Genomic DNA, 22,063 nt, shown 5'->3' on the forward strand with positions numbered 1-22,063 from the left:
CGTTTGATCAAGAGTCGTATTGCCCCATGTGTGGACGTTATGCCCTGTTTCGCTGGAACCCCGCCTTCGCGGCCCTGCCCGGATTCCCCGCCGATCAGCAGGCCCAGTGGAATATTTCTCCCAACGATTCGGTGTTGATGCTGCGTGCCGGTGCAGACGGGCAGCGAGAGTTAGCCCGCGCTCGCTGGGGGCTGACGCCGCCGTGGCTGACCGACCTGTCCCGTACTCCGGCCCATGCCCGCGCTGAAACCGTTGCCGAACAACCGATGTTTCGCGAAGCCTTGCGCCTGCGTCGTTGCCTGCTGCCGGCCAATGGTTTTTACGAATGGCGGGGCACCACCCGCAAGCGTCCGTACTGGCTGACCCCGGGGGAGGGCTCGGCGCTGTTCTTCGCGGCGATCTGGGAGGCTTATCCGGTGCAGGAACAGGTGTGGTTGAGTACGGCGGTGATCACCCAGCCGGCTTCGAGTCAGCGTCGACCGCTGATTCTCGATGCGGCGGGGCAGGAAGCCTGGCTCAACCCCGAAACCCCGTTGCATGCCTTGCAGGCGTTGCTGGCCAGTGAGCCCGCGGCGTTGCGCGAGCGGGTGCTGGCGAACCTGGTGAATGATCCGAAACTCAATGGGCCGGAGTGTTTGACCCCGGGTTGAGCGCGTAATGATCGTTCCCACGCTCTGCGTGGGAATGAATCCCGTGACGCTCTGCGTCACAGTGGACGCGGAGCGTCCATGGCTGCATTCCCACGCAGAGCGTGGGAACGATCATTGAGCCCTAAACCTTGAACTGATTGATCAACCGCCGCTGCTGTTCCGCCAACTTGGTCAGATCCGCACTGGCCGCGCTCGATTCATCCGCTCCACCGGCCACTTCATTGGCCACTTGCCCGATGTTGATCACGTTACGGTTGATGTCGTCGGCCACCGCGCTCTGTTCCTCGGCCGCGCTGGCGATCTGGGTGTTCATGTCGTTGATCACCGACACCGCTTGCGTAATGGTTTCCAGCGCTTCGGCCGCTTTCGCCGCGTGCTGCACGCTTTCATCGGTGCGGTTCTGACTGTCTTCCATGACCCGCACCACATCGCGGGTGCCTTGTTGCAGTTGCTGGATCATGGTCTGGATTTCTTCCGTGGCCTTCTGGGTTTTCTGCGCCAGGTTGCGTACTTCATCGGCCACCACCGCAAAACCCCGGCCCTGTTCACCGGCCCGCGCCGCTTCGATGGCCGCATTCAAGGCCAGCAGGTTGGTCTGCTCGGCGATGCCGCGAATGGCCGTCAGGATCGCATTGATGTTTTCGCTGTCCTTGGCCAGGGTCTGCACCACGCTGACGGCTTTGCCGATTTCGATGGCCAACACACCAATCGAATTCGACGTATCCCGGACGATTTGCATGCCTTGCGCCGCTGCCTGATCTGCATGGCTGGCGGCTTGCGCGGCCTGGGTCGCATTGCGCGCGACATCCTGGGCGGTGGCGGTCATTTCGTGCACGGCGGTCGCGACCTGATCGATCTCGGCCATTTGTTTGTGCACACCGATGTTGGTGCGAATGGCGATGTCGGCGGTGTGTTCCGAGGAATCGCTGACGCTCTGCACCGATGTCACCACTTGGGTAATCATCGCCTGCAACTTGGCGAGGAAGGTGTTGAAACCTTTGGCGATCGAGCCCAATTCGTCGGCGCGGTCGCTGCTCAGACGACGGGTCAGGTCGCCTTCGCCCTGGGCAATGTCGTCGAGCATCGCGACCATTTGTTTGAGTGGACGGGCAATGCCGTGGCCTACCAGCCAGATCACCAACAAACCGATACCAGCGATCAACAGGCCGACCATGGCCATGCCAAAGGTGTCGGATTTGCGCTGTGCGTCCAGATCACCCTGAAGTTTTTGCAGATCGGCCATCACCGCGTTCAGCGGCAATTGCAGCATCAAGGTCCAGCGGGCGTCGGTCTGGCCGATGCCGAAGGGCAGGTACAACTCGATCCGGCCCTGGGCTTTGTCGACGGTGTAAGTCACTTCGCCGCGCTTGAGATTGGCCATGTTGGCAATTTGTTTGCTGTCGAGAATGTCGCTGACCTTTTCGCCGAATTTGCTCGGGTCTTTGGTGTAGGCGACGATCCGGCCATTACCGCCGATCAGGGCCATTTCACCGGCGCCGCTGTACAGTTTCTGATTCGCCCCCAGGAGCATTTCCTGGATGAAGTTCACCGACAGGTCGGCACCGACAATGCCCTGGAACACGCCGTCGAGCATGATCGGTTCAATAAAAGAGGCGAGCATGACGATCTTGTCGCCGACCTTGTAGGGCGCCGGATCGATCACGCAGGGTTTTTTGGTTTCTTTCGAGCACAAGTAGTACTCGCTGGCGCGCACGCCGGTGGACAGGGTTTTCTGGTCGTCGACGTCCACCAGTTTGTCCAGGCCCAGGCTGCCGTCTTCGTTGCGGAACCACCACGGCAGGAAGCGCCCGTTGCTGGCGTCGATGCCGACTACTGGCGTGTCGACGTAGGCCGCATCGTTATGGTCGAGTGCGTTTTTTTCCCAACCAATGTAGGTGCCGAGAATTTTCGGGTTCCGGGCGACGTTTTCCTTGATCAGGCTGATCAGTTGCTCACGGCTCAGGCTCAACTGTGGCTGACCATCGGCGCCCGGGGTACCAATCAACGCGTTGACCCTAACCAGCCCGCCGGCAATCAGCAGCGGTGCTTCGAGTTCGCGCTGGATCTGGCTGACCTGGGTTTGCGCCAGTGACGTCAGGCGTTGTTCGATGACTTGCTCGAACTGCGCCTGAGTCCGTTCCTGAACCATGTCTTGGGTCCGGGCGCCGGAAAACAGCGCGTAAAGCACCAAGGCAGCAACGACGCTGAGCACAATGGCGCCGGCCAGGGCGGCAACGGAAAACTGGATCGACTTGAATTTCATGGGTGCTCCGCACGCAAGAGGACGTCTGCGGTGCTGTATCGGCAGGGTGGCGGAGGGTCATGAGCGAGGTGTCACGAATTGGCTGTTTTGGAGTGCTGGATGTCGCAAATGAATCATTGCTGACCGTGATCGGCCGTGGCGGGCGTTGTTATGTGAATTTTTTCCTATGGTGATGAGGGCTTTTTCTGAAATGTACGTGCTACACGTCCGTTGTATCTGGCGCCGATACAAATCCCCACCTAGGATACGCGGCATGTTTCCAGGGAGCTTCTTGATGAATAAGACATTGGTTTTGTGTGCATTGAGCGCAGGTCTGCTGCTCGCCGGTTGTCAGTCGGTCAACACCACTAGCGGTGGGGCCGTGGGCGTTGAGCGCAAGCAATACATGTTCAGCATGTTGTCGACCTCTGACGTCAATCAGATGTACGCCCAGTCGTATCAAAAGACCGTCGGGGAGGCGAGCAGCAAAGGTGTGCTGGACAAAACCAGTAACGATGCGAAGCGAGTTCAGGCGATCTCCAGTCGACTGATTGCCCAGGCGCCGGTGTTCCGTCCGGATTCGGCCCAGTGGCAATGGGAAGTGAACCTGATCAAGAGTGACGAACTGAATGCTTCCTGCGGGCCTGGCGGCAAGATCATTTTCTACTCGGGGCTGATCGACACCCTGCAACTCACCGACGACGAAATCGCCGCCATCATCGGCCATGAAATTGCCCACGCCTTGCGTGAGCACGGTCGCGAAGCGATGTCCAAGGCCTACGGTATCGAAATGGCCAAGCAGGGTGCTGGTGCGTTGTTCGGCCTGGGCGAGGGCGGCCTGGCTCTGGCGGACACCGTGGCGAAATACGGCATGACCTTGCCCAACAGTCGCGGCAATGAAAACGAAGCAGACTTGATCGGCCTCGAATTGGCGGCCCGCGCCGGGTACAACCCGAACGCAGCGATCACCCTGTGGAACAAGATGAGCAAAGCCTCGAATGGCGCGCCGCCAGAGTTCTTGAGCACTCACCCGGCGTCGACCAGTCGTATTGCTGCCTTGCAGGCGGCGATTCCGAAGGTGATGCCGTTGTACGAGAAGGCCAGGAAATCCTGATCGTCATGCGGTGATATCGCTGACGCCATCGCGGGCAAGCCCGCTCCCACAGGTTTTGGTCGTGCACAAATGATGTAATCGACCGAAAACCTGTGGGAGCGAGCGGTGCGGCGATCCGACTTGCCCGCGAAGAACGATGACGCGGTCTATCACCCTACGGCGTCAAACCCACCCACTGCTCTCCATCGCCTTGTACACCGCAACAATCGCCAGGATCAGGAATGCCGACGCCGCCAGGCGACGGATCAGGGTCAAGGGCAGTTTGTCCGCCGCAAAGTTACCTGCCAGTACCACCGGCACGTTGGCAATCAACATCCCGGCGGTGGTGCCGATGATCACCAGCCACAGGTCCGGGTATTGCGCGGCAAGCATCACAGTTGCGACTTGGGTCTTGTCGCCCATTTCCGCGAGGAAGAACGCAATCAGCGTGGTCAGGAACGGCCCGAATTTGCGGGCGGTGCTGGCTTCGTCTTCGTCCATTTTGTCCGGCACCAGCGTCCACAGCGCCGTGGCGGCGAAGCTCGCGGCGAGGATCCAGTGCAACGTCGCATTCGAGAAGAAACTGCCGAACCAGGCGCCTACCGCACCGGCTGCCGCATGGTTGGCCAGGGTCGCGGCGACGATACCGGCGATGATCGGCCAGGGTTTGCGAAAACGGGCCGCGAGAATGAGTGCGAGCAGTTGCGTCTTGTCGCCGATTTCGGCCAAGGCAACGATTGCGGTGGGAACGAGTAGAGAGTCCAGCATCATCAGGGTTTTCCTAAGGGGCGGGTCGACACGGCTATGACACGTACAGCCTTCCCGCCCCGGGTAAGGTGTTCGTGTCATAGGTCTTGTCAAACCCTGCGATCCGTCTGATGCGGACGCTTGGGTCGCATACGCCATGGTCTGAGGACCAAGTATGTTGACGTATGCCGGACGAGCATGGCGCTCGTGGGAGACTACTCCCCTAGGACGGAGCGGATTCTGCCTAGGCAAATCCGATTGGGCAAGCCCTTAATGCCAATAGTTAGGTTGCAGAACCTGTGGGAGCGTGGCTTGCCCGCGAAGAACGATGACGCGTAATACCTGAAAAAGCGCGGTGCGTTCTTCGCGGGCAAGCCACGCTCCCACAGAATCTTCGTCGCTCTTTGCAAAAGAGTTTTCAGCCGCGCTTGGCCCGGTAGATTCGGAAACCCTGTCCTTCAGCCTTGATCGCACACACGCCCAGATGCTCTTCGATCAGCGGTTGATACTTCAGGAAGCTGTTCGCTACCAGTCGAAGTTCGCCGCCATTTTTCAGATGTTTAGCCGCTTTTCGCAGCAAGTTCTCGGTGGCGAAGTAGTCGGTGTGTACGCCGACATGGAACGGTGGATTGCTCAGAATCGCGCTCAAACCCATGGGCGCGGCATCAATGCCGTCCCCGGTCATCACCTCCGCGTCCAAACCGTTGGCGGCCAGGGTCAGGCGACTGCTGGCCGCGGCAAACGCATCCACATCGAGCAGGGTGACCTGGTTGTGCGGATAACGCCGCTTGACCGCCGCCCCCAACACACCCGCGCCGCAACCGAAGTCCAGCAAGTGGCCGCTGGGCAGTTTGTCCAGATGCTCCAGCAACAGGGCGCTGCCGCGATCCAGTCGACCGTGGCTGAACACGCCCGGCAGGCTGATGACTTTCAATGGGCCTTCGGCCAGTGGCAGTTCATATTCCTGGGCCAGGCTTTCCAGCGATTTGGCTTCTGGTGCATTGGCCACGGTGACCTGCCAGAGCTGGCAATGCCGTGCGCTATCGAGCTTGCGGGGTTTGCCGAAGGGGTTCAGCTGCTTGGCCGCGCCTTCGATGCCGCTGCGCTTTTCGCCCACCAAATACAACTCGCGGCCGGCCAAACGAGAGGCGAGGGCGTTGAGGATATAGTCGGTCAGGTCTTTGGACTTAGGCAGAAACACCACGGCGCTGTCGAATTCGCGCTCCGGCGCATTCACGCCGAAATGGCTGCGTTCGGCGAAACGGGCGTTCAGCGCCGCTTGATCGCCGGCATGCCAGCACCAGCCATGGGCATCGGGCAGCCGGCCCAGCAAATCATCGGCGGGCAAACCGGCCAGCAGCACCGAACCCTGGAATAACTCGGCCTGACGAAGCAGTACTTCACTGCGCGGATCCATACTCTGCTCCTGGAAAAAAGTGCCGCAGTTTATCAACTGACGACCCGCAGCGCTTGACCGCTGAAGTAGCCTTGGGCGTTTTCGGTCAACTGGCCAACGATTCTTTGCCGCGCCTCGCGACTGCCCCAGGCGTTGTGCGGGGTGACGATCAGCCGTGGGATGTCCTGGGCCAACAACGGATTGCCCGCGGTAGGTGGTTCGACGCTCAACACGTCGGTGGCCGCACCGCCCAGGTGACCGTTGCGCAGGGCGTCAGCCAACGCTTGCTCGTCAATCAAGCCACCGCGCGCGGTGTTGACCACGAAAGCACCGGGCTTCATCGAGGCCAGTTCACGGGCACCGATGAAGTGTCGGGTGTGTTCGTTGAGCGGGCAATGCAGGGTCAGGGCGTCGATTTGCGGCAGCAGTTCGTCCAGCGGCAAGCGATCCGGGCGGGCAGGGCGGCCCGGAATCTGCCCCAGCAAGACGCGCATGCCGAACGCTTCTGCCAGCCGCGCGACGGCACCGCCCAGTTCACCGTGGCCGAGTAAACCGAGGGTTTTACCTTCGAGTTCGACGATCGGGTAATCCAGCAGGCAGAACTGTTTTGCCTGTTGCCAGCGACCTTCGGCGACGGCTTTTTGATAGTCGGCCAGGCGCGTCGCCAGATTCAGCAACAACATGATCGTGTGCTGAGCCACCGACGGCGTGCCGTAACCCTGACAGTTGCAAACGGTGATTGCGTGAGCGCGGGCGGCAGCAAGGTCGACGTTATTGGTGCCGGTGGCAGTGATCAGGATCAGCTTCAACTCGGGGCTGGCCGCCATGGCCGCTGCATCGATCGGAATTTTGTTGCTGATGGCGACAGTGGCGCCTTTGAGGCGTTCGACCACCTGATCAGGCGTGGTTTGCGCGAACAGCTGCAACTCGCTGAAGCACTCGTGTAGCGGGCTGAGGTCGAGATCGCCGAGGTCCAGGGACGGATGGTCGAGGAAAACGGCGCGGCGAAAGTTCGTCATCAACTGTACCTTTTGTGCATTGAACTGAAGGCGTAATCTGCCGAGCCTACCAGATGAAACAAACAGTTACGCTGGCCCAAAAGGAGTCCCCATGTACTGGACAGAGTTTTTGACCGTTGCCCTGATTCACCTGCTGGCCGTCGCCAGCCCCGGCCCGGATTTCGCCGTGGTGGTGCGTGAGAGCGTGACCCACGGTCGTCGTGCCGGGACATGGACGGCGTTGGGCGTCGGCTCGGCGATTTTCCTGCACGTCGGTTATTCGCTGTTGGGTATCGGGCTGATCGTGTCTCAGTCGATCGTGCTGTTCAACGCCTTGAAATGGGCCGCCGCCGCGTACCTGCTGTACATCGGCTTCAAAGCCCTGCGTGCGCAACCGGCCAAACCGGTGGCTGACGACCTGCACCAGGAAGCGGGCGAACGCACCGCACGGGGCGCCTTCACTTCGGGGTTCGTGACCAATGGCCTGAACCCGAAAGCCACGCTGTTTTTCCTGTCGCTGTTCACCGTGGTGATCAACCCGCACACACCCTTGGCGGTACAGGCCGGTTACGGGGTTTATCTGGCCGCGGCGACGGCAGTCTGGTTCTGCCTGGTGGCGATGCTGTTCAGCCAGCAACGCGTGCGCGCCGGTTTCGCCCGCATGGGTCACTGGTTCGACCGCACCATGGGCGCGGTGCTGATCGCCATCGGGGTGAAACTCGCATTCACCGAGATGCACTGATTTCTCGATATACGCGGTCCCTTGTAGGGTTAAGCTGCACGTTCGTACACACGAATTCCTGCAAATGCTGGCGCAAAGCTAGCATTTATACGGTTGTGCAAATCATCCCTTTGGCTGATTTGACTGGCGTTCAAGGCCTCTAGAGTGCTTAGCTTTAGCAGCCAAGACTGTGCAGTCAAAAAGGGACTCTTATGTTGCAGACTCGCGTTATCCCCCCAGCCGAGGGCGCTTACCAGTATCCGCTGTTGATCAAACGGCTGTTGATGTCCGGTGCCCGTTACGAAAAAACCCGCGAGATCATCTACCGCGATCAATTGCGCTACAGCTATCCGACCCTGATCGAACGGGTCGCGCGGCTGGCCAACGTGCTGACGGCCGCTGGCGTGAAGGCCGGGGATACCGTGGCGGTGATGGACTGGGACAGCCATCGCTACCTGGAATGCATGTTTGCCATCCCGATGATCGGCGCGGTAATCCACACCATCAACGTGCGCCTGTCGCCGGAACAGATTCTCTACACCATGAACCACGCCGAGGACCGCTTCGTGCTGGTCAACAGCGAGTTCGTCGGGCTGTACAAGGCGATTGCCGGGCACCTGACCACCGTGGAGAAAACCCTGCTGCTGACCGACTTGCCGGAAAAAACCGCCGACCTGCCGAACCTTGTCGGCGAGTACGAGCAATTGCTGGCCGCCGCGAGCCCGCAGTACGACTTTGAAGACTTCGACGAAAACTCGGTCGCCACCACGTTCTACACCACCGGCACCACCGGTAACCCCAAAGGTGTGTATTTCACCCATCGCCAGTTGGTACTGCACACCATGGGGGTGTCGACCATCATGGGCGCCATCGACAGCGTGCGGCTGCTGGGCACCAACGACGTGTACATGCCGATCACCCCGATGTTCCATGTGCATGCCTGGGGCTTGCCGTATGTGGCGACCATGCTCGGGCTCAAGCAGGTCTATCCGGGCCGATACGACCCCGAGTACCTGGTGGAACTGTGGCGCAAGGAAAAAGTGAGCTTTTCTCACTGCGTGCCGACCATCCTGCAAATGGTCCTCAATGCCAAAGCGGCGCAAAACATCGATTTCGGTGGCTGGAAAATCGTCATCGGCGGCAGTGCGCTCAACCGTGCGCTGTATGAAGCGGCCAAGGCCAAGGGCATTCAGTTGACCGCCGCTTACGGCATGTCGGAAACCGGGCCATTGGTATCGTGCGCACACCTCAACGATGAGCTGATGGCCGGCACCGAAGACGAACGCACCACCTACCGGATCAAGGCCGGTGTGCCGGGGCCATTGGTCGAGGCGGCGATCGTCGATACTGACGGCAACTTCCTGCCTGCCGATGGCGAGACCCAGGGCGAACTGGTACTGCGTGCGCCGTGGCTTACCGAGGGCTATTTCAACGAGCCGCAGAAAGGCGCCGAGCTCTGGGCCGGAGGCTGGTTGCACACCGGAGACGTGGCGACCCTGGACAGCATGGGCGTGATCGACATTCGCGACCGGATCAAGGACGTGATCAAGACTGGCGGCGAGTGGATTTCCTCCCTGGACCTGGAAGACCTGATCAGTCGCCACCCTGCGGTACGCGAAGTAGCGGTGGTGGGCATCGCCGATCCGCAGTGGGGCGAGCGGCCGTTTGCGCTGCTGGTCGTCAGGGAAGGGCATGAGATCGGAGCCAAGGAACTCAAGGAGCACCTCAAGCCATTCGTTGAGCAGGGGCACCTGAGGCAAGTGGGCTATCCCGAGCCAGATCGCCATTGTTACTGAAATTCCCAAGACCAGTGTCGGTAAGCTCGACAAGAAGCGCATCCGCGTCGACATCACCGAATGGCAGGCCAACAACAGTACCTTCCTCTCGACGCTTTAAGCGTCCGCTGGCGCGCCGAAAACGGCGCGCCAGACCCACCAAGCAAGCGCTTGGCTTGTTAAATCCGAATTTTCAGCCATCCTTGCCGTGCCGACATGTGTCGGACTGGCGAAAGGACTGTTCCAGAGTGGCCGGCAGCTGCAAATCACACTTTAGAGGGATCAAGCACTACTACCTGCTGGCTATAGTCCGCTCAAGGTTTTTTAAGAACGGAGCGCACGCACAAAACGGGGCGATGCAACTTTGGAGTGACGTCGGAACCGCTTGGCTTCCGGTCACCCACAACGTTTTTAAAAGTACTCAGCCATAACAATAATGCACATGGAGTAGCGTCGATGACATCAGTAAACCAGTTCTGGCGCCGGGCAAAACTGCCCCTGGCGGTCAGTCTCGCCTCTTCGCTCGCCGGGCCAGCATTCGGCGTCAGTTTCAACGTCGGTGAAATCGAAGGTCAATTCGACTCATCCCTGTCGATCGGGGCCAGTTGGTCTACTCAGAGTCCCAACAAGAACCTCATCGGCGTCAATAACGGTGGCCACGGCCTGTCCCAGACGTCCGATGACGGTCACAACAACTTCAAGAGCGGCGAAACCTTCTCGAAAATCTTCAAGGGTATCCACGACCTTGAATTGAAATACGGCGATACCGGTGTCTTTGTCCGGGGCAAATACTGGTACGACTTCGAACTCAAGGATGAAAGCCGCGAGTTCAAGGACATCAGCGACAGCAATCGCAAGGAAGGCGCCAAATCCGCCGGCGGTCAAATCCTCGACGCCTTCGTCTACCACAACTACGCCATTGCCGATCAGCCGGGTTCCGTGCGTCTGGGCAAACAGGTTGTGAGCTGGGGTGAAAGTACTTTCATCGGCGGCGGCATCAACTCGATCAACCCGATCGACGTGTCGGCGTTCCGTCGTCCTGGCGCCGAGGTCAAGGAAGGTCTGATCCCGGTCAACATGTTCTACGTGTCCCAGAGCCTCACCGACAATCTGTCGGCCGAAGCCTTCTATCAGCTGGAATGGGACCAGACGGTCGTCGATAACTGCGGCACCTTTTTCTCCCAGCCCGACATCATTGCCGACGGTTGCGACAACAACCTGCGCGTGCTGAACAAGCGCTCGACCATTCCGGCCGCGGCCCTGCCTACATTGACCAGACTGGGCGTCGACGTAAACGATGAAGGTGTGTTGGTGCGTCGTGGCGCGGATCGCGATGCACGGGACAGCGGCCAGTGGGGCGCGTCCCTTAAATACATGTTCGAGCCGCTGGACACCGAGTTCGGTGCCTATTTCATGAACTATCACAGTCGCGCGCCGATCTTCAGCGCTACCGGTGCTCCAGCGGCGACCTTCGCCCGGGCCGCGGCTTTGCCAGCGCCGCTTCGAGCTTTGGCACCCCTGGTGGTCGCCGGTAATTCCGAGTACTTCGTTGAGTACCCTGAAGACATCCGCCTCTACGGCCTGAGCTTCTCTACCACCTTGCCTACCGGCACGGCGTGGAGCGGCGAGCTCAGCTACCGTCCGAACGCGCCGGTACAGCTCAATTCCACCGATATCCTGTTCTCTGGCGTTCGCCCATTGGGTGGTGCCCTGGCCAATGCTTCGCTGCTCCAGGGCACGCCGGGTCAGGACCTGCACGGCTATCGCCGCAAGGAAATCACCCAGTTCCAGACCACCCTGACGCACTTCTTCGATCAGGTCATGGGCGCCAGCCGTCTGACCCTGGTGGGCGAAGTGGGCGTGACCCATGTCGGCGGCCTGGAAAGTACCTCCGATGTCCGTTATGGCCGCGACCCGGTCTACGGCCCGGGTGAGTTGCCCGCCACCGGTGGCGCGAACACCTGCGTAGCGCTCAACACCAGCACCATCAACGGTGCCGGCCCAGGTACCGCGACCAACAATCGCAGCCGCAATTGCAACGACGAAGGCTTCACGACGTCCACTTCGTGGGGTTATCGCGGTCGTGCCATCTGGGATTACAACGACGTGTTCGCCGGTGTGAACCTCAAGCCGAACGTGGCCTGGTCCCACGACGTGAGCGGTTACTCGCCTGGCCCTGGCGGTAACTTCGAGGAAGGTCGTAAAGCGGTGAGCCTGGGTGTCGATGCCGAATACCAGAACACCTATACCGCGAGCCTGGCGTACACCAACTTCTTCGACGGCAAGTACACCACCGTGGATGATCGCGACTTCGTTGCGCTCAGCTTCGGCGTGAACTTCTAAGCACTGTATTTTCAGGACGAACACATTTATGAAAATAACAAAGAGTCTGTTCCACGTTGGCGTTCTGGGGCTGTCGCTGCTGGCAACCGGTGTCATGGCGGCGGTCCCTGCGGCCGAAGCGGACAAGCTGGGCAAGAGCCTGACCCCGATGGGCGCCGAGATGGCGGGCAACGCCGATGGTTCGATCCCGGCCTGGAAACCCATGCCGAAAAACGCCGGTAGTGTGGACAGCAAGGGTTTTCTGTCTGATCCGTTCTCGAGTGAAAAACCGCAATTCACCATCACCGCGCAGAACGTCGACCAGTACAAGGACAAGCTCGCGCCGGGCCAGTACGCAATGTTCAAGCGCTACCCGGAAACCTTCAAGATGCCGGTCTACCCGTCCCATCGCGGTGCCACCGTGCCGGATGAGGTGTTTGCCTCGATCAAGAAGAACGCCACCAACACTAACCTGGTGTCCGGCGGCAACGGTCTGGAAAACTTCGAAACCGCGATCCCGTTCCCGATTCCGAAAAGCGGCGTTGAAGTCATCTGGAACCATATCACCCGTTATCGCGGCGGCAGTGTGACCCGTCTGATAACCCAGGCCACGCCGCAGCCGAACGGCTCGTTCAGCCTGGTGTACTTCGAGGACCAGTTCGTGTTCCGCGACAAGATGAAGGATTACGACCCGAAAAATCCGGGCAACATCCTGTTCTACTTCAAGCAGAAAGTGACCGCGCCGGCACGTCTGGCCGGTGGTGTGCTGCTGGTGCACGAAACCCTCGACCAGGTAAAAGAGCCGCGTTCGGCGTGGGTCTACAACGCCGGGCAGCGCCGTGTGCGTCGTGCGCCGCAAGTGTCCTATGACGGGCCGGGTACCGCGGCCGATGGCCTGCGTACCTCCGACAACCTGGACATGTACAACGGTGCGCCGGATCGTTATGACTGGAAGCTCGAAGGCAAAAAAGAGATGTACATCGCCTCCGACAGCTACAAGCTCGATTCGCCACAACTGAAGTACGCAGACATCATCAAGGCCGGCCACATCAACCAGGACCTGGCTCGCTATGAACTGCGTCGGGTCTGGCATGTGGTTGCGACCCTGAAGGAAGGTCAGCGTCACATCTACGCCAAACGTGACTTCTACATCGACGAAGACACCTGGCAGGCGGCGGTGGTCGACCACTACGACGGTCGCGGGCAACTGTGGCGCGTCGCCGAGGCTCACTCCCAGAACTACTACGACAAGCAAGTGCCGTGGTACACCCTCGAAACCTTGTACGACCTGCAATCGGGCCGCTACCTGGCCCTGGGCATGAAGAACGAAGAGAAGTCGGCATATAACTTCGGCTTCACTGCCACCACCGCAGACTTCACGCCGGCAGCTTTGCGTCAGGAAGGCGTTCGCTAATACGTTGTAAACCGAGGCCGCATCCTCGAAAAACGCCCCGACCGGTTCGGGGCGTTTTTTTTTGGAAGTTCATAAATATCGTTGTAGCAGCCTCGCAGGCTCGACAGCTGCTACGAGGCCGGTGTGGCTATCCGGTTTACCGACACTTTTGTTCGTAGTCTTTTTGTAGCCATTTGTAGCAATAACCTTCAATAGCTCTTCGTTTACCGCTAGGCTGCGGACATCTGTAACGCCGCCATCAGCCTTTCAAACAAGAGCCGGCCATGACTGATCTGTCCCCACTTCCGGGCCCTGCAAGCGTTGCCGTCGTCACATTGGACGGGCGCTTTTTCCGGCCTCCGCTGCCCGACGGCCATGTGCTGCGGCCGCGTTTGTGCGAGCGCCTGAGCGCCGGCCTCGGTGGCAGGCTGTTGCTGGTCAGTGCGCCGGCGGGGTTCGGCAAGAGTTCATTGGCGGTGGAGTTTTGCCAGGGGTTGCCGGATCACTGGCAAAGCCTGTGGCTGGGGTTAAGTCCTCGGGACAGTGATCCTGGTCGTTTTCTTGAGCGATTGCTCGAAGGTCTTCAGGAGTATTTTCCGCAACTGGGCAGCCAGGCGCTGGGGTTGCTGAAAATGCGCCAGCGTCATCAGCCGTTCGCCTTCGAAGAATGGCTGGACGGTTTGCTCGATGAGCTGGCTGTGCACCTTTCACCCAGCACACCGCTGCTGCTGGTGCTCGATGACTATCATCTGGCCCAGGGCCCGGTGCTTGATCGTTGCCTGCAATTTTTTCTCAATCATCTACCCGATGGTCTGCTGGTCATGGTCACCAGTCGGCAACGTCCCGACTGGCATCTGGCACGCCTGCGACTGTCGCGGCAACTGCTCGAGTTGCATGAGCAGGATCTTCGACTGACCCACGATGAAGCCCTGACCCTGCTTGATCGGCACAGCATTTCATTGCGTGGCGAGGCGCTGGAGAGTTTGATCCAGCGCAGCGAAGGCTGGGTGGCCGGGCTGCGTTTCTGGCTGCTGGCGGCCTCCGAGGCGGGCAGCGAGGGCGCATTACCCCAATCGCTGTACGGTGGGGAAGGGCTGATTCGCGATTACCTGCTCGAGGAAGTCATCGATAGCCTGCCCGCCGAAGTGCAGTCATTCCTGTACGACACCGCACCTCAAGAGCGCTTTTGCAGCGAGCTGTGCGACGCCGTGCGCGAAGCCCATGACAGCGCCGAGATCCTGCGTTTCCTGCTGGCGCATCAGGTGTTTCTGGTGCCGCTGGATGAACATGGTCACTGGTATCGCTATCACCACCTGTTTTCCGACTTGCTGCGCAGCCGGCCCACCGCCCAGGCGATGGTGCCGACGGCCAGCCTGCATCTGCGTGCCTGCCGCTGGTTCAATGCCCAAGGGTTACTCGATGAAGCGGTAGAGCAGGCGTTGCGTGCCGGGCATCTGGACGTTGCAGCAAATTTGGTACAAAACCTCTCTGAAGAACAGCTGCTGGCCGAGCAGAACGTCGGCATGCTGTTGCGCTGGAAAATGGACTTGCCCGACAGCCTGCTGATCAGCACACCACGGCTGATCGTGCTCTACAGCTGGGCGTTGGGGCTGGCCTGCCAACTGGACGCCGCCGAGGAACTGGCCAGCCATTTGAGCCGCTTCCTGCCGGCCCCTTCGGCCACTGCGCAAAAATCCATGCTGGCGCAATGGCTGGCCTTGAGCGGCATCATTGCCCGGGGGCGAGGCAACCGCGAGCTGACGTTGCTCTATTGCACCGAAGCGCTGGAGAGCCTGCCGGCCAAACGCTATGGGCAGCGCCTGATGTGCCTCTCGACATTGTCCAACCTGGCCATTGCCGACAGCGACCTCTGGCGGGCACGGGGGCTGAACCGTGAATCCCTTGAGCTGGCGCAACGGGTCGGCAATCCGCTGTTCGAGGCGCTGGCCCATTACGACCGCGCTCGTGTGCTGCAAGCGCGCGGGGAGATTCTTCGCTCACTGGATGAAGTCCGCCAAGGGCTGCAACGCCTGCAAGGCTTATCCCCGCAACGGCTGTATGCGGTGCGCGCGCGCCTGACCTTATACGAGGGTTTTTTGCTGGCGCTGCGCTTGCAACCCCAGGCCGCGCGAGCACGTTTGCTCGCGGGCCTGGGCGAAGCGCGGGCCTGTCGCGACATCAGCGTGCTGATCGGCCACTGCGTGATTGCCCGTCTGGAGGGCAGCAGCGGCGAATTCGCCAAAGCCTTCGCCGAACTCGCCGAGGCCGAGCGCCTGATGCACATTTGGGACGTCCCGCCGATTTACTACCTGGCGATGATCACCCTGGTCAAATGTGAACTCTGGCTGGCCCAGGGCCGCACCGACCTCGCCGAAGCCTGGCTCGCTCGATTGGGCCAGACCTACAACGGCGAGCACCCGGCGGCCCCCCCGGAGTTCCATCCGCAACTGCCACTGCACATTGAACTGCAACAGGCGGTGCTGGACGTGATGAAAGGCCAGCCCATGCTCGCCGAAGGGCGCTTGAACGCATTGCATGAACACGGTCAGCACAGCGGCCGGCAGATGCTCAGCGTGATGGCGCTGAGTCAGAAAATCATGCTGTTGCTGGCGGGCGGGCGCGAACCCGAGGCCCGCAAGGCGCTGGCCCGGGCTTTGGAAGCGGCCGCCGGGGGTGTCCTGCAACCGTTTGACCCATTGTTGGCCGAACACCCGGACTGGCTGCGCGGGCAACTTCAACTCTGTGCGCCGACGGCCGTTTCGCAGAGTCTCTCGGAAAAACTTCCGGCCATGACCTCCCGGCCGATGGTGGAGTCATCGCCTGCTGCCGAACAACTCAGTACGCGTGAACTGGCCGTTCTGCGACTGATCGCCCAAGGGTGTTCGAACCAGGAAATCAGTGATCAGTTGTTTATTTCGCTGCACACGGTGAAAACCCATGCCAGTCATATCAACAGTAAGCTGGGGGTTGAACGGCGCACGCAGGCAGTGGCTCGGGCGAAGGAGTTGGGGGTGTTGTCTTAGCTGAGGGACAACTGCATCTCTTAAAGCAAAACGCCTCGAACAAGTCGAGGCGTTTTTCATTGTATTGCCGTTGTCACGCCACCAGATCGTTGGCACTAAAGGTGTCCACGCCTACCAGCTGGATTTCGAAGTCTGCACCCAGCGTGCCGTTGACGTTGCCGTACAGCACATGATCTTCGAAGCGCAGTTGTCCTGCTCCTGTGAATGCATTCGAGTCAATGAAAGTGAAGGCGTTGAACGCGGTGGTGAGGATATTGGCATCGAGTTTCGACAGGTCGATCTTGTCGCCCTGCAGGCTGCTGAAGTCGGTGATGACGTCACTGTCTGCCCTTTTGCCCAGCTCGCTTAGCAAATTGAAAACAAACCGGTCGGCACCAGAGCCGCCCGTGAGGGTGTCTACGCCCAGACCTCCCACCAGTAGGTCATTGCCCGCACCACCGTCGAGCAGGTCGTTGCCCGCTCCGCCATTGAGCAGGTTATTGCCGCTATTGCCGGTCAGCACGTTATTCAGGGTGTTGCCGACACCGTTGAGGTTATTGCTGCCGGTGAGGGTGAGGTTTTCCAGGTTGGTACCCAGGGTCCAGCTCACCGAGGAGCGCACGGTGTCGATTTCGCTCGCCAGGGTGCTGCTCTCGGTGACCACGTCCTTGAGGTTGTCGACGATGTAGGTGTCATTGCCGCTGCCGCCGCTCATCAAGTCGGTGCCGGTTCCGCCATCCAGAACGTTGTTGCCTGAGTTGCCGATCAGACGGTTGCCCAAGGCGTTGCCGGTAGCATCGAGGTGGTCAGTGTCGGTGAGGGTCAGGTTCTCGAGGTTGCTGCCCAGGGTGTAGCTGATCGACGACAGCACCGTGTCGATCTCGGCCAGCGAGGTGCCGCGTTCGATCACCGTGTCGCCGAGGTTGTCGACGAGGTAGGTGTCGTTGCCGGCACCGCCGTCCAGAGTGTCGGCCCCGGCCTTGCCGTCGAGGATGTTGGCAGCGGCGTTGCCGGTGAGGCTGTTGTCGAGCTCATTACCCGTGAGGTTCAACGCGGCGGCGCCGAGCAGCACGCTGTCTTCGACGTTGGCCGACAGGGTGTAGCTCACCATTGTACGGATCAGGTCGCGGCCTTCGTCCGCCAACTCGATGACATTAGTGGCGTTATCAGTAATGACATAGGTGTCATCACCACTGCCGCCGCTGAGGATGTCAGCGCCCACGCCGCCATCCAGCCAGTCGTTGCCGCCCCCGCCTTGCAGGGTGTTGACGGAGGCGTTGCCGAGCAGGGTGTTGTTCAGGTCGTTGCCGATCACGGTGAAGCCACCGAGGCCGGTGAGGGTGACGTTTTCGACGTTTTGCAGGCTGGTTTGGCTGAGGTCGACGGTGCTGGTGGTCGAGGTCGAGGCGTAGCTGATGTTCAGCAGGTCGCGGCCCTGGTCGGCCGTTTCCTGCAACAGTGCCAGTTCGCCGAATTGGTCGAGGACGTAGGTGTCGTCGCCGGCGCCGCCGCTCAGTGTGTCCAGCCCCGCACCACCGTTGAGCACATTGTTACCGCCGTTGCCGGTCAGCATGTTGTCCAGAGCGTTTCCGACACCGTTGAGGTTATTGATCCCGGTAAGTATGAGGTTTTCCAGGTTGGCACTCAGGGTCCAGTTGACCGAGGAGCGCACGGTGTCGATTTCACTCGCCAAGGTGTTGGTCTCGGTAATCAGGTCCTTCAGGTTGTCGACGATATAGGTGTCGTTGCCGGAGCCGCCGATCATCAGGTCTGCGCCGAGGCCGCCGTCCAGGGTGTCTGCGCCGGCCTTGCCGTCGAGAATGTTGGCCGCGGCGTTGCCGGTGAGGCTGTTGTCGAGCTCATTACCCGTGAGGCTCAACGCGGCGACGCCGAGCAGCACGCCGTCTTCGACGTTGGCCGAGAGGGTGTAGCTCACCGCCGTCCTGATCAGGTCACGACCTTCGTCAGTGTTTTCAAAAACCTTGTCGACGGCATTGTCGATGACATAGGTGTCGTCACCACTGCCGCCGCTGAGGATGTCAGCGCCCAAGCCGCCATCCAGCCAGTCGTTGCCGGCCCCGCCTTGCAGGGTGTTGACGGAGGCGTTGCCGAGCAAGGTGTTGTTCAGGTCGTTGCCGATCACGGTGAAGGCACCGAGGCCGGTGAGGGTGACGTTTTCGACGTTTTGCAGGCTGGTTTGGCTGAGGTCGACGGTGCTGGTGGTCGAGGTCGAGGCGTAGCTGATGTTCAGCAGGTCGCGGCCCTGATCGGCCGTTTCCTGCAGCAGCGCCAGTTCGCCGAATTGGTCGAGGACGTAGGTGTCGTCGCCGGTGCCGCCGCTCAGTGTGTCCAGCCCCGTGCCACCGTTGAGCACGTTGTTGCCGCTGTTGCCAATGATTGCGTTGTTCAGGGTGTTGCCGATACCGGTGAGGTTGTCGCTGCCCGTGAGAGTGAGGTTTTCCAGGTTGGCACCCAGGGTCCAGCTCACCGAGGAACGCACGGTGTCGATTTCGCTCGCCAGGATGTTGGTCTCGGTGACCGCGTCCTTGAGGTTGTCGACGATGTAGGTGTCATTGCCGCTGCCACCGATCATCACGTCGGCGCCGAGGCTGCCGTCCAATGTGTTATTGCCGTTGTTACCCACGAGGCGGTTGCTCAGGGCATTGCCGGTACCGTCCAGATTGTCGCTGCCGGTGAGGGTCAGGTTCTCGAGGTTGCTGCCCAGGGTGTAGCTGATCGACGACAGCACCGTGTCGATCTCGGCCAGCGAGGTGCCGCGTTCGATCACTGTGTCGCCGAGGTTGTCGACGAGGTAGGTGTCGTTACCCGCACCGCCGTCCAGGGTGTCGGCGCCAGCCTTGCCATCGAGAATGTTGGCCGCGGCGTTGCCGGTGAGGCTGTTGTCGAGCTCATTACCCGTGAGGCTCAACGCGGCGACGCCGAGCAGCACGCCGTCTTCGACGTTGGCCGAGAGGGTGTAGCTCACCGCCGTCCTGATCAGGTCACGACCTTCGTCAGTGTTTTCAAAAACCTTGTCGACGGCATTGTCGATGACATAGGTGTCGTCACCACTGCCGCCGCTGAGGATGTCAGCGCCCAAGCCGCCATCCAGCCAGTCGTTGCCGGCCCCGCCTTGCAGGGTGTTGACGGAGGCGTTGCCGAGCAAGGTGTTGTTCAGGTCGTTGCCGATCACGGTGAAGGCACCGAGGCCGGTGAGGGTGACGTTTTCGACGTTTTGCAGGCTGGTTTGGCTGAGGTCGACGGTGCTGGTGGTCGAGGTCGAGGCGTAGCTGATGTTCAGCAGGTCGCGGCCCTGATCGGCCGTTTCCTGCAGCAGCGCCAGTTCGCCGAATTGGTCGAGGACGTAGGTGTCGTCGCCGGTGCCGCCGCTCAGTGTGTCCAGCCCCGTGCCACCGTTGAGCACGTTGTTGCCGCTGTTGCCAATGATTGCGTTGTTCAGGGTGTTGCCGATACCGGTGAGGTTGTCGCTGCCCGTGAGAGTGAGGTTTTCCAGGTTGGCACCCAGGGTCCAGCTCACCGAGGAACGCACGGTGTCGATTTCGCTCGCCAGGATGCTGGTCTCGGTGACCGCGTCCTTGAGGTTGTCGACGATGTAGGTGTCATTGCCGCTGCCGCCGATCATCACGTCGGCGCCGAGGCTGCCGTCCAATGTGTTATTGCCGTTGTTACCCACGAGGCGGTTGCTCAGGGCATTGCCGGTACCGTCCAGATTGTCGCTGCCGGTGAGGGTCAGGTTCTCGAGGTTGCTGCCCAGGGTGTAGCTGATCGACGACAGCACCGTGTCGATCTCCGCCAGCGAGGTGCCGCGTTCGATCACTGTGTCGCCGAGGTTGTCGACGAGGTAGGTGTCGTTACCCGCACCGCCGTCCAGGGTGTCGGCGCCAGCCTTGCCATCGAGAATGTTGGCGGCGGCGTTGCCGGTGAGGCTGTTGTCGAGCTCATTACCCGTGAGGTTCAACGCGGCGACGCCGAGCAGCACGCCGTCTTCGACGTTGGCCGACAGGGTGTAGCTCACCGCCGTCCTGATCAGGTCACGACCTTCGTCGGCCAGTTCAAGGACTTTGTCGACGGCATTGTCGATGACGTAGGTGTCATCGCCGCTGCCGCCGCTGAGGATGTCGGCGCCCACGCCGCCATCCAGCCAGTCGTTGCCGGCCCCGCCTTGCAGGGTGTTGACGGAGGCGTTGCCGAGCAAGGTGTTGTTCAGGTCGTTGCCGATCACGGTGAAGGCACCGAGGCCGGTGAGGGTGACGTTTTCGACGTTTTGCAGGCTGGTTTGGCTGAGGTCGACGGTGCTGGTGGTCAACGTCGAGGCGTAGCTGATGTTCAGCAGGTCGCGGCCCTGATCGGCCGTTTCCTGCAGCAGCGCCAGTTCGCCGAATTGGTCGAGGACGTAGGTGTCGTCGCCGGCGCCGCCGCTCAGTGTGTCCAGCCCCGTGCCACCGTTGAGCACGTTGTTGCCGCTGTTGCCAATGATTGCGTTGTTCAGGGTGTTGCCGATACCGGTGAGGTTGTCGCTGCCCGTGAGAGTGAGGTTTTCCAGGTTGGCACCCAGGGTCCAGTTCACCGAGGAACGCACGGTGTCGATTTCGCTCGCCAGGATGCTGGTCTCGGTGACCGCGTCCTTGAGGTTGTCGACGATGTAGGTGTCATTGCCGGAGCCGCCAATCATCACATCGGCGCCGAGGCTGCCGTCCAATGTGTTATTGCCGTTGTTACCCACGAGGCGGTTGCTCAGGGCATTGCCGGTACCGTCCAGATTGTCGCTGCCGGTGAGGGTCAGGTTCTCGAGGTTGCTGCCCAGGGTGTAGCTGATCGACGACAGCACCGTGTCGATCTCCGCCAGCGAGGTGCCGCGTTCGATCACTGTGTCGCCGAGGTTGTCGACGAGGTAGGTGTCGTTACCCGCACCGCCGTCCAGGGTGTCGGCGCCAGCCTTGCCATCGAGAATGTTGGCGGCGGCGTTGCCGGTGAGGCTGTTGTCGAGCTCATTACCCGTGAGGTTCAACGCGGCGACGCCGAGCAGCACGCCGTCTTCGACGTTGGCCGAGAGGGTGTAGCTCACCGCCGTCCTGATCAGGTCACGACCTTCGTCGGCCAGTTCAAGGACTTTGTCGGCGGCATTGTCGATGACGTAGGTGTCATCGCCGCTGCCGCCGCTGAGGATGTCGGCGCCCACGCCGCCATCCAGCCAGTCGTTGCCGGCCCCGCCTTGCAGGGTGTTGACGGAGGCGTTGCCGAGCAAGGTGTTGTTCAGGTCGTTGCCGATCACGGTGAAGGCACCGAGGCCGGTGAGGGTGACGTTTTCGACGTTTTGCAGGCTGGTTTGGCTGAGGTCGACGGTGCTGGTGGTCAACGTCGAGGCGTAGCTGATGTTCAGCAGGTCGCGGCCCTGATCGGCCGTTTCCTGCAGCAGCGCCAGTTCGCCGAATTGGTCGAGGACGTAGGTGTCGTCGCCGGCGCCGCCGCTCAGTGTGTCCAGCCCCGTGCCACCGTTGAGCACGTTGTTGCCGCTGTTGCCAATGATTGCGTTGTTCAGGGTGTTGCCGATACCGGTGAGGTTGTCGCTGCCCGTGAGAGTGAGGTTTTCCAGGTTGGCACCCAGGGTCCAGCACCGAGGAACGCACGGTGTCGATTTCGCTCGCCAGGATGCTGGTCTCGGTGACCGCGTCCTTGAGGTTGTCGACGATGTAGGTGTCATTG

11 protein-coding genes, 2 pseudogenes and 1 riboswitch are annotated in these 22,063 nt (G+C 60.7%); of the genes and pseudogenes, 7 read left to right on the forward strand and 6 right to left on the reverse strand.

Going from position 1 to position 22,063, the window contains the following annotated elements; translation table 11 throughout:
• Positions 1-26: 26 nt before the first annotated feature.
• Complete coding sequence (locus PSH65_RS05340; RefSeq protein WP_038981601.1) at positions 27-650, forward strand: SOS response-associated peptidase; 624 nt, start codon at positions 27-29, stop codon at positions 648-650.
• A gap of 121 nt (positions 651-771) precedes the next feature.
• Here PSH65_RS05340 and PSH65_RS31745 read toward each other — a convergent pair whose 3' ends face one another.
• On the reverse strand, positions 772-1,614 hold the full coding sequence (locus PSH65_RS31745; RefSeq protein WP_370694694.1) for a methyl-accepting chemotaxis protein: 843 nt from the start codon (positions 1,612-1,614) through the stop codon (positions 772-774).
• A gap of 60 nt (positions 1,615-1,674) precedes the next feature.
• Positions 1,675-2,913: pseudogene (locus PSH65_RS31750) on the reverse strand (methyl-accepting chemotaxis protein); the annotation flags it as partial.
• Positions 2,914-3,187: 274 nt separating this feature from the next.
• Between PSH65_RS31750 and PSH65_RS05350 the strand changes: the two are divergent.
• Positions 3,188-4,006, forward strand: coding sequence for a M48 family metallopeptidase (locus PSH65_RS05350; RefSeq protein WP_305425233.1), 819 nt, complete (start codon positions 3,188-3,190; stop codon positions 4,004-4,006).
• Positions 4,007-4,168: 162 nt separating this feature from the next.
• Here the strand turns inward: PSH65_RS05350 and PSH65_RS05355 are convergent, their stop codons facing one another.
• The 3 genes from PSH65_RS05355 to PSH65_RS05365 all read right to left on the reverse strand — a co-directional run bounded on the left by PSH65_RS05355 (position 4,169) and on the right by PSH65_RS05365 (position 7,147).
• The gene (locus PSH65_RS05355; protein ID WP_305426944.1) at positions 4,169-4,753 is read right to left on the reverse strand and encodes a TMEM165/GDT1 family protein; all 585 of its coding nucleotides are present in this window, start codon (positions 4,751-4,753) and stop codon (positions 4,169-4,171) included.
• A 92-nt stretch (positions 4,754-4,845) separates the two neighbouring features.
• A riboswitch (yybP-ykoY riboswitch) is annotated at positions 4,846-4,968 on the reverse strand.
• A 182-nt stretch (positions 4,969-5,150) separates the two neighbouring features.
• On the reverse strand, positions 5,151-6,149 hold the full coding sequence (locus PSH65_RS05360; protein ID WP_305425234.1) for a class I SAM-dependent methyltransferase: 999 nt from the start codon (positions 6,147-6,149) through the stop codon (positions 5,151-5,153).
• Positions 6,150-6,181: 32 nt separating this feature from the next.
• Positions 6,182-7,147 (reverse strand): 2-hydroxyacid dehydrogenase, encoded by a 966-nt coding sequence (locus tag PSH65_RS05365; protein WP_305425236.1) that lies wholly within the window; start codon positions 7,145-7,147, stop codon positions 6,182-6,184.
• Between the two features lie 91 nt (positions 7,148-7,238).
• Here PSH65_RS05365 and PSH65_RS05370 point away from each other — a divergent pair, with 91 nt between their 5' ends.
• The 5 genes and pseudogenes from PSH65_RS05370 (at position 7,239) to PSH65_RS05390 (ending at position 16,360) form a co-directional block, all read left to right on the forward strand.
• Entirely contained in the window at positions 7,239-7,868 is a 630-nt protein-coding gene (locus PSH65_RS05370) for a LysE family translocator (RefSeq protein WP_223488072.1), read from the forward strand.
• 191 nt (positions 7,869-8,059) lie between these two features.
• Positions 8,060-9,743 (forward strand): annotated as a pseudogene (locus PSH65_RS05375) (fatty acid--CoA ligase).
• Between the two features lie 335 nt (positions 9,744-10,078).
• Positions 10,079-11,965, forward strand: a complete 1,887-nt coding sequence (locus PSH65_RS05380; RefSeq protein ID WP_305425237.1) for a DUF1302 domain-containing protein — start codon at positions 10,079-10,081, stop codon at positions 11,963-11,965.
• A 28-nt stretch (positions 11,966-11,993) separates the two neighbouring features.
• The gene (locus tag PSH65_RS05385) at positions 11,994-13,358 is read left to right on the forward strand and encodes a DUF1329 domain-containing protein (RefSeq protein WP_305425238.1); all 1,365 of its coding nucleotides are present in this window, start codon (positions 11,994-11,996) and stop codon (positions 13,356-13,358) included.
• A 263-nt stretch (positions 13,359-13,621) separates the two neighbouring features.
• Positions 13,622-16,360 (forward strand): LuxR C-terminal-related transcriptional regulator, encoded by a 2,739-nt coding sequence (locus PSH65_RS05390; RefSeq protein WP_305425239.1) that lies wholly within the window; start codon positions 13,622-13,624, stop codon positions 16,358-16,360.
• 73 nt (positions 16,361-16,433) lie between these two features.
• Here the strand turns inward: PSH65_RS05390 and PSH65_RS05395 are convergent, their stop codons facing one another.
• Positions 16,434-22,061 carry a calcium-binding protein gene (locus PSH65_RS05395; protein WP_305425240.1) on the reverse strand — a complete coding sequence of 1,876 codons (5,628 nt, stop codon included), beginning with the start codon at positions 22,059-22,061 and terminating at the stop codon, positions 16,434-16,436.
• Positions 22,062-22,063: the final 2 nt, after the last annotated feature.

Source organism: Pseudomonas sp. FP603, from assembly GCF_030687415.1.
GTDB classification, from domain to species: Bacteria; Pseudomonadota; Gammaproteobacteria; order Pseudomonadales; family Pseudomonadaceae; genus Aquipseudomonas; species Aquipseudomonas wuhanensis.